Annotated in this window: 14 protein-coding genes; 10 read left to right on the top strand and 4 right to left on the bottom strand. The window is 40.0% G+C overall.

Annotated features, from left to right (window positions below; translation table 11 throughout):
* Positions 1–26: 26 nt before the first annotated feature.
* Together A7Q09_RS08000 and A7Q09_RS07995 are read right to left on the bottom strand one after the other, a co-directional pair.
* Entirely contained in the window at positions 27–278 is a 252-nt protein-coding gene (locus A7Q09_RS08000; protein ID WP_134390943.1) for a hypothetical protein, read from the bottom strand.
* Between the two features lie 287 nt (positions 279–565).
* Positions 566–1,999, bottom strand: a complete 1,434-nt coding sequence (locus tag A7Q09_RS07995) for a glycosyl hydrolase family 57 (RefSeq protein WP_134390945.1) — start codon at positions 1,997–1,999, stop codon at positions 566–568.
* A 231-nt stretch (positions 2,000–2,230) separates the two neighbouring features.
* Between A7Q09_RS07995 and A7Q09_RS07990 the strand changes: the two genes are divergently transcribed.
* The 3 genes from A7Q09_RS07990 (at position 2,231) to A7Q09_RS07980 (ending at position 4,066) form a co-directional block, all read left to right on the top strand.
* Positions 2,231–2,908, top strand: coding sequence for an energy transducer TonB (locus A7Q09_RS07990; protein WP_134390942.1), 678 nt, complete (start codon positions 2,231–2,233; stop codon positions 2,906–2,908).
* Between the two features lie 174 nt (positions 2,909–3,082).
* Positions 3,083–3,553: a hypothetical protein gene (locus A7Q09_RS07985; RefSeq protein WP_244228612.1), complete on the top strand. Its 471-nt coding sequence runs from the start codon at positions 3,083–3,085 to the stop codon at positions 3,551–3,553.
* Positions 3,554–3,556: 3 nt separating this feature from the next.
* The gene (locus tag A7Q09_RS07980) at positions 3,557–4,066 is read left to right on the top strand and encodes a hypothetical protein (RefSeq protein ID WP_134390940.1); all 510 of its coding nucleotides are present in this window, start codon (positions 3,557–3,559) and stop codon (positions 4,064–4,066) included.
* 78 nt (positions 4,067–4,144) lie between these two features.
* Here A7Q09_RS07980 and A7Q09_RS07975 read toward each other — a convergent pair whose 3' ends face one another.
* The gene (locus A7Q09_RS07975) at positions 4,145–4,987 is read right to left on the bottom strand and encodes a phosphosulfolactate synthase (protein ID WP_134390939.1); all 843 of its coding nucleotides are present in this window, start codon (positions 4,985–4,987) and stop codon (positions 4,145–4,147) included.
* 102 nt (positions 4,988–5,089) lie between these two features.
* The gene (locus tag A7Q09_RS07970) at positions 5,090–5,995 is read right to left on the bottom strand and encodes a LysR family transcriptional regulator (protein ID WP_134390938.1); all 906 of its coding nucleotides are present in this window, start codon (positions 5,993–5,995) and stop codon (positions 5,090–5,092) included.
* Between the two features lie 51 nt (positions 5,996–6,046).
* Between A7Q09_RS07970 and A7Q09_RS07965 the strand changes: the two genes are divergently transcribed.
* The 7 genes from A7Q09_RS07965 (at position 6,047) to A7Q09_RS07940 (ending at position 16,309) form a co-directional block, all read left to right on the top strand.
* On the top strand, positions 6,047–7,177 hold the full coding sequence (locus A7Q09_RS07965; RefSeq protein ID WP_244228611.1) for a CmpA/NrtA family ABC transporter substrate-binding protein: 1,131 nt from the start codon (positions 6,047–6,049) through the stop codon (positions 7,175–7,177).
* A gap of 437 nt (positions 7,178–7,614) precedes the next feature.
* Positions 7,615–9,756, top strand: a complete 2,142-nt coding sequence (locus tag A7Q09_RS07960) for a molybdopterin oxidoreductase family protein (protein WP_134390936.1) — start codon at positions 7,615–7,617, stop codon at positions 9,754–9,756.
* Positions 9,756–12,197 carry a nitrite reductase large subunit NirB gene (gene nirB / locus A7Q09_RS07955; protein WP_134390935.1) on the top strand — a complete coding sequence of 814 codons (2,442 nt, stop codon included), beginning with the start codon at positions 9,756–9,758 and terminating at the stop codon, positions 12,195–12,197. The genes A7Q09_RS07960 and nirB overlap by 1 nt, the downstream gene beginning before the upstream one ends.
* A gap of 22 nt (positions 12,198–12,219) precedes the next feature.
* A complete protein-coding gene (locus tag A7Q09_RS07950) occupies positions 12,220–12,519 on the top strand; it encodes a Rieske 2Fe-2S domain-containing protein (RefSeq protein ID WP_166791958.1) in 300 nt (99 codons plus the stop codon).
* A gap of 67 nt (positions 12,520–12,586) precedes the next feature.
* Positions 12,587–13,888, top strand: coding sequence for an MFS transporter (locus A7Q09_RS07945; protein ID WP_134390933.1), 1,302 nt, complete (start codon positions 12,587–12,589; stop codon positions 13,886–13,888).
* Positions 13,885–14,106, top strand: coding sequence for a hypothetical protein (locus A7Q09_RS11020; protein ID WP_244228610.1), 222 nt, complete (start codon positions 13,885–13,887; stop codon positions 14,104–14,106). The genes A7Q09_RS07945 and A7Q09_RS11020 overlap by 4 nt, the downstream gene beginning before the upstream one ends.
* Entirely contained in the window at positions 14,090–16,309 is a 2,220-nt protein-coding gene (locus A7Q09_RS07940) for a TonB-dependent receptor (RefSeq protein ID WP_244228609.1), read from the top strand. The genes A7Q09_RS11020 and A7Q09_RS07940 overlap by 17 nt, the downstream gene beginning before the upstream one ends.
* Positions 16,310–16,410 lie beyond the last annotated feature (101 nt).

Genomic DNA, 16,410 nt, shown 5'->3' with positions numbered 1-16,410 from the left:
CACCTTGCGGTCTTTATTCAGACGGTTCAAGGCGGACTTGATAGCCTCCGTTGCACGCACACTCTAGCAGAAATCACAAGCCTGGAAGGCATATCCGGATGCTCCGTACGGAGTGTCCAGTACGTCTCAGGATGCAATTTCACAGCGTTCTTGCAACGCTTCTGCCAGCCAACAGCACAGACAGCGTTGAAACAATCAGTGTACTCAGGGAGTGTGCGCAAGAGGATTTCAGCCTGTTCGGTTGTAGGTTGTAGAAACAATCGGATTGTCCTCCTCATACTTCACATACTATCCTATTTTGCGAAGCGAAAGTAGCGGCGCTCCTCTCCATGCCTAAAGGAAGGGGTCTTGCGCGATGCTGTTGGCTGATGAACTAACTAAAACGGACTTCATCCCAGCCTTTAAAAAGTGGGATTTCATGCGGGACTTTCTGTAAGGGCAAAAAAAGCGCATGAAGAGATAATCTACTAATCTATAGTTTAAAAAGGGTAGAAAAGCTTATTCAGGCCTAAAACTTAGGCTAGTAATAATTCAACAATAACTTTTCAACCAGGAACTGATTTTCTTAAAAATTTTTCTCAATAAACTCTATTCCTCTTCTACAAATTTCTTTTCCATACTCAGTCCAAAGTCCAGTACCCCAATACCTATAACAGCTTGTCTCACCGACCAACAAATAAAACAAGGCTTGCCTATATTTCGAATCCTTTGAGGAAATACCCTTTTCAAGGACTTTTTCATAAAAAAGTCTACTCAACTGCTCCATAGGACCAAGAAGGTCTCCATAGCCTTGTACCCAGGAAATATTATTTGTCCAACTTCCCCCCTCCATCGAAAACCGTGGATTTTCTTTTTTTACTTTCTCGATTGTTTCTGAAAGCTTCTGTGGACCATCTCCTGGCTCGAACCTTTGAAAAAGATAATGTTGATGAATTGGTTGAATAGTAGGATAGTCTTCTTGTTTGATGCCTAAATGATCCAAATAGGCTAGATATTCACTTACGTTTAAAATCGGTGTAGGACTATAAGAGGCTTCTTTAATCACTTCAAAATATTTTGGAGGAAATTCATTCATCATAACTCCACCATTCTCCCCATCAGCAATTTGTGTCACAAGAGGAGGGAGAGTTCTGTTAGAAAATTCAACTCGGTTAAGTCCCTTAGCCTCATACCATGGTTGCATTTGACCCACTAACTTTGTATCGGATCCCTGAGTTTTTATAATAGCAATGATCGAAGCTACTTCTCCGTTGGCGTTTACACAAGTAAGTCGATGAGGAATGTGCTTAAAAGACAGAGGATGCCCATCAGGTCTTTCAACCGTATGTTCTTGAACTAAAACCCATTTGTACCCACAATCTAACAATGTTCTCACAAAAGCATAAGCAACATCAGGATGGTTGGGAAGAGCCATCTCGGGCGGAGAAAATCCTCTAACACGAGACAAAGCCTCAAAGCCAAAAAGGCTACCAAAGTGTTGTCGCCAGGCTTCAACGTGCAGACGAAAATCCTGAATTGGAGTGGAAGGAGCTACAGCGTGTCCCCAGGCTGTTCCGAGAAATTCTGTTGCTTTTCGACAAGTAGGATCATTAGAAAGAGTATAGAGTGCCTCCAGGATATCTCGGCTTCTCATTTGTTCAAAGCCATACAGCAAGCACCCCGAATAGTCGAGCATCACCCTGGGCTGTTTATTTTGCGAGAGTAATTCAGGAATAAACTCTCCCATTCGTCGATAGCACCACTGAAAAACAGGAGCATTATGGCTATCGCCATCCCCCAAATGTTCAAGCATAAACTGCAAATTACTGATTATCTGAGCAGATCTTAAGTCTGTACCGCCAGCTGGTATTAAAGGTTGATGCATATGAAGAGCAATGGATGCGGCACTTTTTATCTGCTCGAAATCAATTCCAGTGGCATCTAAACTAATCTTCTCTTGTTTTTGAATTGCCTCTTTAAGCTCTTTTTCTTTACCACAAAAGTCAGGTAGCTCCCCCATCATATGTCCTCCAGTAGTGCATTTCTTTCCCAGTCAGGCAGTTTATATTCCCAACTTTTTCCTTTGCAGAATTTTTTTTAATTCCAAAAGCTTAGACCATTTTCTGCAGTTGGCAAGCCTATGGCTTAGGCAATTTAAAAAGCAAGTTGATAGAAAACAATTAAATTATTTGTAATCAAATACTTATAAATTGGCATACTTCTTGCTTTTAATTCAATAAAAGAAAAAAAAATGATTGCTAAAGCCTTTGGTTATTTTTCAAAAGATAAACTGGCCTATTTACTTTGTATGTTTTTAGCTGCCAGCGTTCATGGATTGCTAGCATTGATTTCTCTTCCAAACAAGAATAGTTCTGAAATAGAAAAAAATAGCTTTTTTTCCCAAACAGATTCTTCTTCCTCTATTGATCTTGTTTCAAGTTCAGAGCATTTTTCTTCTTCTCTCCCTATTGCTGAAGCCCCAAAACCTCCCCTTCCCCCTATTCCTTCTCCGTTGCCAACCAATCCGAAAGGACCGAAAAACATCCCGCTGAATAGTCCACGAGCTATTTCTCAATCTCAAACAAAAAGATGCGCCTTCCATGCGCCAAACAAAGAGTATAGTCAATATTCTTTATCCACTTCTTTCCTTTCCCCACCCCCTTATCCATACGAAGCCCGTCTTCATCATATGGAAGGGACAGTCGTTATTATGCTCGATGTACGGAAAGGAAAAATCGTCAACTCTCAAATTGTTCGCTCTTCTGGATATCGCCTCCTTGACAAAACAGCAAAAGATTGGATAGATGCCCATTGGAAATTTCCACTGCATGTCAATCGGCTCATTAAAGAAGCAGTGACCTTCGAACTGGATGATTCTCCTCTTCCATCCAATGAAAAATACTATCAGACAAGTTATATTCCTCAGTAAAAATCTATTTTAATCTTGATGGGTACTTTTTTTTTTCTATAGTTAGCTACCGTTTTGGTAGGTTTCATGTCTTTTTTTCAAAAATATTGGATCGTCTTTTTTTATACCTATTTTTTGGTCTTTTCTTCCCTAGCTTTCACTAATAATCAGGAGATAAACAAGAAGAGTACCCCAATGGGAGTAACTTCAAAAGAGGAAGAAACTGGCTATGTAACTGAAAATAAAAAAGAACTATTTAAAGTTCAACGCCTTCGCTCGGCAGCGATACAAAAAAGAGGGATTTGTCCTTCCAATCTTTGGGTCTATGGAAAGTTTGAAGCACAAAGTAGTCCACATGATGGGTTAATTGTATGTTTAATAGCTGGAGATAAGACTAAGAGAATTGCCAGTTCTTCTGGGATGGCTGTGGGTGCAGGTATCATTTTTTGGCCATTGATCGGCGTTCCAGCATTTTTCAGCAGTAAGCACCTCGATCATGTGATTCTGGTCGTTCATTCAAGTTGTCCTCCAATTAAAAAGAATTCTATTCTTTATATTTCTCCAGAGGCCCCTGCAAGGGTCCTTGTAAATATGAAAACAGATGCCGGATATCATCTTATGGAGTTAGAAATGATTTTTCCTCCTCAGATATTGTCCCAGGAATAAATAATGAAACATGTAGTCTTATCCATTGTCATTGTTTGGATATTTTTCTTCTTCTCCTCTTTTTCTTATGCGGCAGAGAAAAATACGGCTCTGAAAGAATATCAAAGACTTGGATTTAGTAAAGAAAACTCCCACTTAGTTCCAATTGAAGAAATCCCAAAACTTGCTGATATCCAAGGGGAACTCCGTGAAAACCTTTGGTCTTATGGAGAATTTGCCTTTAAATCAGTCATTGCTCCTGAAGTCATCGAAGCCATTCCCTTACGATCTAAATTCCAAATAATAGAAGAAACTCCTAAAGTTCATTCAAATCGAAGTACGAAGGGAACAAAAACATTTGTTTTAATTGTCAGTCCTAAAAAATCACTACGTAACCTCATTAAAAAAGCTCCAGCAACCTTCTCCATACCTGCAACAACGCCTGCAAAAGTCGCTGCCATTGTCCAAAATTCAGAAAAAAACTTCATCATTACTTTAGTAACCGTTGAGCCACCAAGAATTTCTCACGACTGAATTCTTTTCTTTTGTATATAAATAGGCGATTTCAGAAACACAATCATCTATCCTGAGAAAATAGTTTGTTGACCCTTTTTATGGCTTTTTATATGTCACTACTCTACCCCAAGTGCTTTTCGTTCCCCAAATCCCTGAACGCAAACATTCCAATTGAACAATCTGACTGTGGTCAACAAAAAGATTCACCTCCGGACCGTAATCCTTTATATACCAAGAAAATACCTCTGGATCAGCTGCTTCGAACATTAATGTTTCCAATCCTAGTTGATCAATAAACTCCGCTATAATCTCCCTTTTCCACACAGCAACATTTTCAGTGATCCCTTCTGATTCTACCATTATCAGATAGGCTCCAGCCTCTAGAAAACTTTTTGCCTGTTTGATCGCCCATTTTGTACTTTTTGTTCCTTCTGCTTCTAGTTCTTCAGCTCTAGTAGCCCCTCCGGCTCCAAACTGTACTCCTACCTCAGGTTTTACTTTTAACCCCACTTTTTGCACTTTTTCAACGAGCCGAAGCAAATCACCAAAAGGAGCGGTTACAAAGCCAGCAGAAATCTCAATAATATCAAAACCGATCGATTGGCATTCGTTCACATATTTATCAATCAATTCTGACCCCATCGTCAATACTCTTTCGATGAATCCTCCCGTGGATACCAAAACATTGTGGCTATGGCAAAGGTTTATGATGTCTTTAAGGGCTCTTTTAGACATCAATGTAAAAGAGCCACCAGCAAACTTAAGGATATCAATGTAGTTACCCATTGTGGTGAATAAATCTTCTAGATAATGCCTACCAACTGGGGTGTAATAGGGGCCACGGATTTCGGTAAGGCCAACTTTTCTAGGCTTCTGCTCTCTTTCATTAAGAGGAATAAAATCGAATGCCCGCTCGTTTTTTTCATTAGCCAGATCCATAGACTGCTCCTTTGATTTTTTTTTTTAAATTTTATGAAAAAAGATCTTTTAGTTTTGGAGAAGAGTAAAAGAAAAAAGAAGGGTCAACCAAATTTAATCAGCTTACTTTTTTAGGAAGAATTGTTTACACAGCTCTAAAAAAGTGGTTTCTAAAAGGCTAAGTTTTCTTCCCATTCTATATACGAAAACCCATTTTCTGATAATAGGTCTAGCGATTAAAGAAAGAGAGAGAAGCTTGCCCTTTTTTAGTTCTTCTTTGGCAATCCAACCTGGTAAAATGCCAATTCCAAGACCCATTTTGACCATCTCTTTAATGGAGCCGGTTTCAGCTAATTCGATGAAATTTTTTGGATACAAAGATTGTTCAGCAAATGCCCTCTCAACTATATGAAAAGTAGTATCGTTCTTATTTTTTATTAAGTAATGAGCAGTTTCTATCTCCTTTTTAGAAATATCCTTTTTTCGAGTCAGGGGATGAAAAGAGCTTACTAAAAAAAGGATTTCATCCTGGAAAAGTTCTAGCATAACCAATCCCTCAAAGGGAACTATTGGCTTAATGGAAAGGGCAAAATCCACTTTTTTCTGTTCGACCAATTCAATCGCCAAAGGAGAATTGGCTGGAATGATTGAAAAAAGGCAGTCAGGAAAACTTTCTTGGAATTCCCTGTAAATCTGTGGAATGAAATATTGACAACTAAGCGAGCTTGTTGAAAAAACAATTTTTTTGGGTCCTTCCCTTTTAAGATTTTCTATATCAATTCTTGCTTTTTCCATTCCTGCCAATATTTCTTTTGCTAAGACCAAAAATTCTCTACCGATCGCCGTAAGCGATGGATTCTTTCCTTCCCTATCAAAAAGTCGACATCCTAATTCTTCTTCTAACGATTGAATTGTTCGGCTCACAGCCGGTTGACTCAGATGCAATGATTTTGCGGCCTGCGAAAAGCTTTCGGATTCAGCGGTATTGACAAAAATGTAAAGAGCACGACTATCGATTGGATAAGCCATACAATTATTTTATAAATCCTATTCTATTTATACATATTATTCAATATCAATTTGCATCCCCCTTTGGCATTCTACCTGCTTGAGAAAAGAGACAAAGTTGGAAGAGGGGGGGAAGTAACACGAGGAGGTAGAGCATTGAGGATAGGATCTAAAATAACCATTGGTTATGTTCCTTTGATCGATTGTGCTCCGTTGGTCGTAGCTTTAGAAATGGGATTATTTAAAAAGTGGGGTTTTGACGTTCACCTTAGTCCTGAGCCTGGCTGGGCAACGATCCGAGGAAAGATTGTCTATGAAGAGCTGGATTTTGCTCAAGCCGTCTGCGGTCTACCCCTTGTCTTGAATTATGGTTTAAAATCGATTCCCTATCGATGTTCAACAGCCTTCGTTTTGAATCTTAATGGCAATGCAATCACTCTTTCTAAAAAATATAGCTCGATCTTAGAAAATGAACCTTTTGAAAACTATGGAAGGATTTTAAAAGCAACCAGCGCCCTTCCTCTACTTTTTGGTGTAGCTTCCACTTTTTCTAGCCACTATTTTCTCCTTCTTCGATGGCTTCAAAAGATAGGCTTAAATCCACAAAAGGATATTCGCTTTGTTCCCTTGCCTCCTCCTCAAATGCCTCTTCACCTCAAAGAAGGATTTATTGATGGCTTTTGTGTTGGAGAACCATGGAATTCTGTTTCACTGTTCGAAAAAACGGGTTATTGTGTGGCTACAAGTCTTGACCTAGCTCCAAGACATCCCGAAAAAGTATTGCTTGCAAATGCAAAGTACAAAGAAAGAAAAAGGGAAGAACATATACGGATTGTTGGCTCTCTTATAGAAGCCTGCCAATGGGCAGACAGCCCTCTTAACAGACAGGCTTTGGCCGAAATGCTGCACTATGGGGGATGGATTGCTCAGCCTCTAGAAGTGCTTCGACACAGCCTTATTGGACCTTTTCGAATGGGGAAAAACATCTTTATTCCAGGACAGGCATTTCATGTCTTTAGTCAAGGCAATGCCAACAGCCCCTCAAAAGAAAAGGAACAGTGGATTGTTAATGAAATGGTTGATGCTGGAGTATTAAAGATAGGAGAAAGAAAAAACCAATCGTTTTTTGATCCTGAAATTTATAAGCAAGCTGAAAAAATAGTGGCTCAACAAAAAGCAAATACCTTGCCCATTTCTATTTGAACCATTCTAGAAAAAAAACAGAAAAATGGCTGCTAATAGGAACAGCGCTAATAATAGCTTGAATTAGAATAAATTAGCTGAGAATTATTTTAAATTTTTTTTCTAAGCCCAAATTCCATTTTTTGATGCTATCTTCTCCCTTTTCATTACGACTATAACTTTCCTATAACCCATCCAGCTTTAGAGCCAACATTTTCTCTCTCCTTTCTTCCTCCCTCTGTTCAATCAAAAACTCCCAACACCCCTTAGCAATATCCACTAGAAAACTATGCGAAAGGACAAAACTCCTAAAGGTTCTCACATATTATAAAAATATATCATATATAAAAAGTATTATATGCGTAAATGTAATATATATAATGCAAAGGTTTCATGGATAATTTTAATTAATTCGATAAAAAAAGAACATTTATTGCTTTATATGTTTCAAAAGAAATATGATCGAAAAACATATAAAAGACAGAATATATGCAAAATATTCAACGCATTGTCCCTTTTGTAGTTATCAGTGTGCCATATGGGTTGTTCAGGATAGTCATGGGTTTAGGGTAGAACCAAGAGAGTTTGCTACAAATAAAGGTGAAATTTGCATTAAAGGATGGCATGCCGCTGCCTTAATTGAACATCCTAAAAGAGTTCTTAATCCACTCATCCGATCCAAAAAAGACAATGCCTTTAGAGCATCTAATTGGGAAGAGGCTATTTCTTTTACAGTAGAAAAGCTTTCCCAGATTCGATCACAGTGGGGAAATAGTTCTATCTTCGTTTATGGGAGCGGGAGTTTAACCAATGAAAAAGCTTATCTCCTTGGAAAATTCGCCCGTGTTGCCTTGCAATCTTCAGCAATCGATTACAACGGAAGATATTGTATGGCTTCGGCATCTAAAGCTCTTGAAATGGCTTTGGGAATAGATAGAGGGCTACCCTTTCCCATCGACTATATTGCCCATACTGATTTGCTCTTACTCGTTGGAACAAACCCATTGGAAACCATGCCTCCCATTCGGACCCATTTTGACTGCTTGAAAAAAAGGAACAAAAAAATCATCGCTATTGATCCAAGGCCTACCCCAACAACTACCTATGCGGATGTGCATCTGCAAATAAAACCCGGAACCGATGGTATCCTAGCCAATGGTTTGCTCTATCTGTTGATCCAAAAGAATAAGATCGACCACTATTTTATTCGTAATTACACTTATGGATTTGAAAAGATCCCCAACTCTGTTTCTTCTTTTTGGCCTGCCAAAGTTGAAACTCTGACAGGTATTTCTCAAAGAGAGTTATTGAGGGTAGCTGAACTTTTAGAAACCGAAAAGAACATTGTCATTCTTACTGGAAGGGGGTGTGAACAGCAAACCCAAGGGGTTTTTAACGTCCTTTCCTTTATCAACCTTGCCCTAGCTCTTGGGATTGTAGGAAAAGTAAATTCAGGATTTGGTACTTTGACTGGTCAAGGCAATGGGCAAGGAGCCAGAGAATTTGGGCTCAAACCTGATCAATTGCCAGGTGCTCGAAGCAATCTTGATTCTTTCGACAGGAACTATATCGCCAGGCTCTGGCAAATCGATGAAAAGGATTTGCCATCCTCTGACAAAAGTGTAACCGAAATTTTTGACTCCCTTGAAAAGCCGCAGGGTATTAAAGCGATGCTAGTCTTTGGAGCCAATCCTATTGTATCTTCTCCAAATAATTCAAAGCTCAAGCGGCTTTTCCCACAGTTGGAATTTCTCCTTGTATGTGATTCTTTCCTTTCCGAAACGGCAGCGATGGCTGATGTTGTTTTACCCACAGCGATTTGGGCTGAAGAAACAGGTACAGTCACAAATCTTGAAGGCCGTGTCTTGCTCAGACCAAAAATCTTAGATCCTCCGAAAAACGTTAAAACAGACCTTGAAATCATTCACTTACTAGCTGAAAAGTTTGGCTATGGAGTAAGGTTTTCTTCAGATCCACAAGCCATCTTTGAAGAACTTCGAAGAGCTACCGCTGGAGCAGCTGCAGATTATTCTGCAATTACCTACCAAAGGCTTTCTAGAGGAGAAGAGCTTTATTGGCCATGCCATTCTTTCCTAAGCAAAGGTCAAAAAGATATCTTCCTTAGCAAAAGATTCCCTACAGATAAAGGGAAAGCAAAATTTCATCCCGTTTATCCCATCGCTTTTCCTGAAGAACCAAATAGCGAATATCCTTTCTACCTAACAACAGGAAGAACTTTATATCATTACCAAACAGGGGTGCAGACTCGGCTTATTCAAAAACTCCAAGAAAAGGAACCTTCTGTTATCGTCGAGATAAACCCAGCCGTTGCTCGTCATTTTGGAATAAAGGATGGTCAATATGTCTTAGTGGAAACAAAAAGGGGTAAAGGATACTTCAAAGCAAAGTTTTCTCCCAATCTACGGCTCGACACTCTTTTTATCCCTTTTTATTCCAACGGACAGGTAGAAGCCAATGCGCTGACTTTATCCCTTTTTGATCCTCTTTCCAAAATGCCTTCATTTAAGCTGTGTGCAGCTAAGATTCAATCCCCTACGGAGCAAACCACGCACACTGAAATAAGAAAGGAAAAAAAATAATGAAAAAAGAAAAACTCCTCATCATTGGTGCCGGAATGGCTGCTGTAAGATTCCTTGAAGAACTGGTCGAAATTGGAGGGACAGAGCACTATCAGATTACTCTGCTTGGAAAGGAAAGCAGGGTTGGCTACAACCGAATTTTACTCTCCAGTCTGCTTGCTGGGGAAACGGAGCCTCAGGCAATTGAACTTAAAAGTTTACAATGGTTTCAAGAGCATGGAATTGTGGTCAGACACTGTTGTGAAGCCTTACACATCGATCCAGTCAATAAAAGAATATGGACTGAAAAAGAAAAAATTCCATATGACAAACTTCTTTTGGCCACAGGAAGTATTCCATCGATCCCTAAATTGCCTGGGATTTTCGATCAATCAGGAAAACTTGCTCAGAGAATATACACATTTAGAGAAATCAACGATTGTAACAACATTCTCAGGCTTCTTTCAGAGGCAAAAAAGGCAATCGTCATTGGCGGAGGACTTCTAGGGATAGAAGCAGCCTATGGTTTAAAGAAAAGAGGGCTACAGGTCAGTCTTATCCATCTTATGGGCCATTTGATGGAAAAGCAACTCGATGAAATGGCGGGAGCTATTTTAAAACAGGAGTTAGAAAAACTTAATATCCAAGTCTTGATAAAAACAAGAACGATCGGCATAGAAAATAAAGGCAATAGCCTGGCCATCTTACTTGAAAATCACAAAGAAGCCCTAGCAGATCTCGTTGTTATTGCTACGGGAATTGAACCAAACTGCCAGTTGGCTAAAAACTCCGGGATTGCTGTAAACAAAGGCATTCTTGTCGATTCTCGTATGGAATCGATTTCTCATCCTGGGATCTTTGCTATAGGCGAATGCATCGAGTTTAATGGCCAAACCTACGGTTTAGTTGCCGCTGCTTGGCAGCAAGCCGCTATAGCCGCACGATCACTCATGGGCAAAGCCCATACACAAGGCTACAATGGTTCTCTGCCGATTGCTCGATTGAAAGTTGCCGGAATCGACCTTCTTTCTTTTGGCCGCATTGAACCAGAAGGTGGGGAAGAGAGTGTGCTCTATGCCGAACCAAACCGAGGAATTTATAGGAAAATCGTGATCAATGAAAAGAATATAATTGGAGGGATTTTCCTTGGACCTTCATCCCACGCATTAGAAGCAGTGCAATTCTATGAAAAATCCCTCCCCCTAACCTGTGCTCCAAAAGATCTTCTAACCGAAGGAACCGTCACAACAAAAGAAGAACCAATAGAAAACAAACCGGAGGATTTTCAAGTATGTAACTGCAATGGAGTAACGAAAAAAGAAATTCTACAAGCTATTCAAAAAGGCTCTTCTACCCTCAAAGAAGTCATGACCATCAGTCGAGCTGGAACTGGATGTGGTAGTTGCAGAGGTCTTGTACAAAGACTCTTTGAAAATACAACTCAAAAGTCAATTTCTGACGATCCTTCCATCCATTATTATGTACCTTGCATTCCTTTGAAAAAAAGGGAACTGATCGAAGAGATTAAAAAAAGACAACTACGAAGCGTTTCAGCTGTCTTTCAACAACTAGCAGGAGGAAAAGAAGAAGCTGCCTCCAAACCGGCGTTAGCCAGCGTTTTAAAAACCATCTGGGCTAAATCATACAAAGAAGAACCAGATGCGAGATTCATCAATGACCGAGTTCATGCAAATATTCAAAAAGATGGGACCTATTCGGTAGTTCCTCGAATCTATGGAGGCATCACCACTCCTGAACAACTACGAAAAATTGCTGATGTCTCCGAAAAATATAAGATCCCCATGATAAAAATTACAGGAGGCCAAAGAATAGACTTGCTTGGACTAAAAAAAGAGCAACTGCCTTTGGTATGGAAAGAGCTGGGAATGAATTGCGGTCATGCCTATACGAAAGCTTTCAGAACCTGCAAAACCTGTGTTGGAATCGAATTTTGCCGATTTGGTGTAGGCGATTCTACTAAGCTTGGGATAGCAATTGAAAAGAGATTTCAGGGAGTAGAAACTCCAGCAAAGCTCAAGCTTGCGGTAAGTGGTTGTTCGAGGAATTGTGCAGAAGCCACTGTCAAAGACATTGGGGTTGTAGCTATTGGAACAGGCTGGGAAATTTATATTGGAGGGGCTGCAGGGTCAAGGGTTAGAGCTGGAGATCTTCTCACAGTCGTTAAGGATCATGAGGAGGCGCTTGTATGTATCGGCCGGTTCATTCAATACTATCGAGAAAACGCAAAATATGCAGAAAGGAGCTATAGTTTTGTTGAACGGCTTGGAATCGAAGCAATAAGATCTGAAATACTCTCAGCTCCGGAAGCCGAAAAAAACAGGTTAGATAGAGAAATAGAACAGGCGATAGCGGCCTACGATGATCCTTGGAAAGCTGCCCAACAGGAAGAATTTCCCTATCAATTTGCTTCTGAAACAAGCTGTCCTAATCCCATTTCCTAAAATCCTAAAAGGAGAACGAATAATGAATGGCAATATGCTGGATAATGAGAGGCTCTATCAAGTATGTCACCTCAACGAACTGGTCAGTGGCATAGGTAGATGCTTTCGAATTGGAAAGATAAAAATTGCCCTCTTTAAAACCCATACAGGGAAAATATGGGCAGTCGAAGGCCAATGCCCACATCAAGGAGGGCCAATTGCCGAAGCTCTATGTGATGAAAAGACCTTCATTTGTCCACTGCATGCTTACTCTTTTTCTTTTGAAACGGGCAACTGCACAATCTCTGAAAAGTTTCGAATTAAAGTTTATCCTACCTTGTAAAAAACCACCAGATTTTTATAAAAATCCCCATGGCTACAAACAACATTAGCCCGAAATGCTCTCCCTCATGAAAAAGCCCTTTTTTTCCAATGTCTTTGTCAATAAACAAAGCCTTTTGACCCTTTGTTCTTCTTTTCTCTATTTCGACATCAGTTTTGCCATATTGGTGATTCTTGGGGCTGTGGGGACCTTTATAGCAGATGAACTGAAGCTGACACCGGTAGAAAAAGGTATTATGGTGGCTATACCTATTATTTCAGGAAGCAGTTTACGAATTGCCTTGGGAATAGCTGAATTAGGCTATGGAGGGAAAAAAACGGCTCTTATTGCCATGGGAGTTTCGTTTATCCCCCTCGTCTGGGGTTTTGTATTTGCCCATACTCTTAAAGAAATATATCTCATCGGTATCCTTCTTGGAGTTGCAGGAGCAAGTTTTGCCGTCGCCATTCCAATGGCAAGCAGGTGGTTTTTGCCGCAGCATCAAGGACTTGTTTTAGGACTGACTGGAAGCGGAAATAGCGGCACGCTTCTTAGCACACTTTTCGGTCCTATGATTGCACACAGATACGGGTGGCATTCGGTTTTTGGCTTTTTCTTCCTGCTCTTATTCATTGTTTTCCTTTTCGTGTTTTTTTTTGCTGAAGATGCTCCTCGGCCCCAGAATGAAAGAATTACAAAGGAAAGTATCTGTCGAGTGCTCTGTCAGAAAAAGACATGGCTTTTATCCCTTTTGTATAGCCTTTCTTTTGGTGGTTTTATAGGTTTCTCAAGCTATCTGGGATTCTTTCTGGTCGATGAGTATGGAGTAGAGAAAGTAAACGCGGGGGGGCTTCAAACTTTGCTCATTGCCTCTGGAAGCCTTTTAAGGCCTTTAGGTGGAGCCATAGCCGACAAATTGGGCGGAATGAAGGTATTGATTCTTTTATTTAGTTTAGGTAGTTTTTTTGCTTTTCTTCCCTCCTTTTACTTTCCTCTGCTTTTAGAATTAACTCCAATATTTTTTATGATGGGATGCCTTGGCCTAGCCAATGGAGCCATATTTCAATTGGTGGGCACGCAAGCTGCCTCCCATATTGGCTTAACGACAGGAATTGTCGGAGCTGCAGGAGGCATTGGCGGTTTTCTCTTACCTATTTTTCTTGGAAAAATCAAAGAATCTTTTGGTTCTTGCTCTTTTGGTTTCAGACTCTTTTCGCTCTTTTTTTTAATTTGCGGAATCATCTCTATTGTCTCGCTATCAGAAGGCAAAAGACCTTTCCCTCCATATCCTTTTTTGGAAAGTCCGCATAAAAGCAAGAAATTCCTTTTCTTCCCTTTTTTAACTTTTGGATCCAAAGAGGAAGAGGAGATCGAAAAAAGAAAAAAATGAGCCAGAGGCAGATTGTATTTTATCTGACTCCCCTTTTTTTAATCACTTGTATTTATCCTGATAAGGGAGTGGGTTCCACAGCCGATGCTGTGGCAGAGGATGCTTTAGCCGTTCCACCAATAAAAGTCAAAGGGCAAGTGCCAATAGAATCAAAAAGAAAAGTCTTCCTTTTTGCTTTCACCCTCGAAAGGCTTCGGACCAGTGGACATCTTAGATAGTCCTCGCACCGTTTTTACAATCGACAAAACACTCATTCAGGCGTTAGGGATGGGATTGCAGCCTTTTTTAGATCCTCTAAGCGTGGTCTTTTATATCCCTTCTGCTTATTCATCGGTAAACTACGGTCTAGGGATAGCTCCCTTCTCAAGAGGCTATCCTTCTACTCCCTATATTAATGGCATTGAAATGAACATCCAAAACGGCGCCTTCCAAGGAATTCCGATGAACTGGAACATGATTGAATCGTTCGATTTTATCGAAGGTCCCGCACAAGCAATCTTTGGAGCCACCCAAACAAGCTCTGGAGTGACCAACTATCTAACAAAACAACCCTATTTTGATTCTTTTCGTGGATCAGCTCAATGGACCACTGGTATGTACGAAAAATATATGTGGCTTATAGACTTAGGAGGACCAATCTCTCCAAATATTGCTTATAGAATCAGCTATCAAGGCATGGAAAATGGAAATTATTATCAATATGTTCACAACGATCAACAAAACCTATATTTTAATGTAGGATTTCACTCTCCAGAGAACTATCAAGTCGAATTTCTCGGCGATTTCGGAACCTATGACTATACTCCTCTTTTTATGTGGATGAATAGGCCAACGGAAAACTTAATTGAAAATGGTCTCTATTCTTCTGGATCTCTTTCGCCTTCCTTAATCAATGTGGGACAAATAAATAATCCTCCCTATTCCCTCTATGCCGGTCCTCTTCTTCCAATCAGCCGTAGGATCCTCCTTCAAAATCCGGAAGGTGGGGCTCGGGCTATGCTAGGAATGTTACAGTTGATTCAGAAATTTTCAATTAATGACCGGTTAAAGATTTTAGACAATACCCTGGTGTGGTCTAACCGGGAACAACTCCTGCAGCCCCCTGTTTATTATTGTCTTTCGAGTAGGGGAGATTATGAAATTGGGCACCGAACGGAGTGTGTTGCCAATATCGAATTTCCAGAAGCTAATTCAACTTTTTCATTCACTGATCTGATGGATAGTGGCATTGAATGGCATATCCAAAAAAATCTCGATTATGTAGCCACCTCTTTCTTTGGAGCAAATAGCTGGGATATGGTTTCAAGCTTACCTACTAGCTGGAATATGATTTCTTCTTCTTTTTTCCAAAAGAATATAATGAATCCCCATGCAAAATTTGGGGGGCTTTGGCCAATTCCTGGTGCCCCAAATGGCTATTTTTTTAATCCTTTAAATGGTTCTGGAGGATCTACAAATAGCTTTTTTTTCTCTATAGCTCCTTTTATACAGCAAACAATAAGCTTAAACCAATCTTGGAACCTTTCTCTAGGGCTAAGAGATACCAACTACTTTGTACAGGCTCAAACTCCTCCTGGAACTCCTCCAATGCTTTTTAAGGAATTAAAAACAACACAATCCCTCCCCCTCTTCTCAATCAGTCCTAGTTCCATGCCCTTTGAGTGGATGAACATTTATTTTACGTACATCTTCGAATATACTACTGATGCAGCAGTCCTTGGCGGGTACTCTCCTCTTTTTAATTCCCAATCCTTCCATCAAGGCGACAAGCTCTATGAAGCTGGCATAAAATTAAACATTTTAAACAAGCGGTTGTTTATTGATGGCACAATTTTTTCCCAAGACCTTTGGATCGATAATGTAGGACTGACACCTACAAAGACAACAGTGAATGGTTTTGAACTGGACTTTTCTTATAAACCTCACCCATCCTTACTCTGCCGGCTAGGCTATGCCTACCAATATGGGATGGAAGACTGGACAAATGTCGGTCATGGCCCCTTAGAAACTCAGACTTACTCTACCAGTGAGGCACTACTATTTTCTTTACCTCTAAACAACAATGCTTTTTTTCCTGCTGGCGTTTATCCATTTATTGGCTGGCCAACAAATGTTATAGATGGCATGATCAACTATGCTTCCTCTTCAGGATTAGGATTTACGGTAGGGCTTAGTTGGTTTAGTAGACAATTTCTTGGGTATAACTATGCTGATTCCATTCCTCCTGAATTTATTATTAGAACACGGCTTTTTTACTCCCTCCCCCACTGGCAATTTTCCCTTTACCTTTTCAACACAACGGATAATAAATACTGGTTACCTTTTGGGGCAGGAATTCAAGCGGCAAGAATTTTTGATTACGCTAATATTGTTCCAGGAATGCCTTTTTGGATTCAAGGAACCTTAAGCTATTTGTTTTAGAATCTTATTCTTAATTTTAGAAAAATTTCCTTTTACTTTTTACGAGGACTGCCTTGGTATGAAGCTTTCCAACGCCTTAAAGAACATTAAAGAACGTCTTG

This window comes from Methylacidiphilum sp. Yel (assembly GCF_004421185.1).
Taxonomy (GTDB): Bacteria; Verrucomicrobiota; Verrucomicrobiia; order Methylacidiphilales; family Methylacidiphilaceae; genus Methylacidiphilum.
This window is presented reverse-complemented; position numbering and strand designations above follow the sequence as displayed.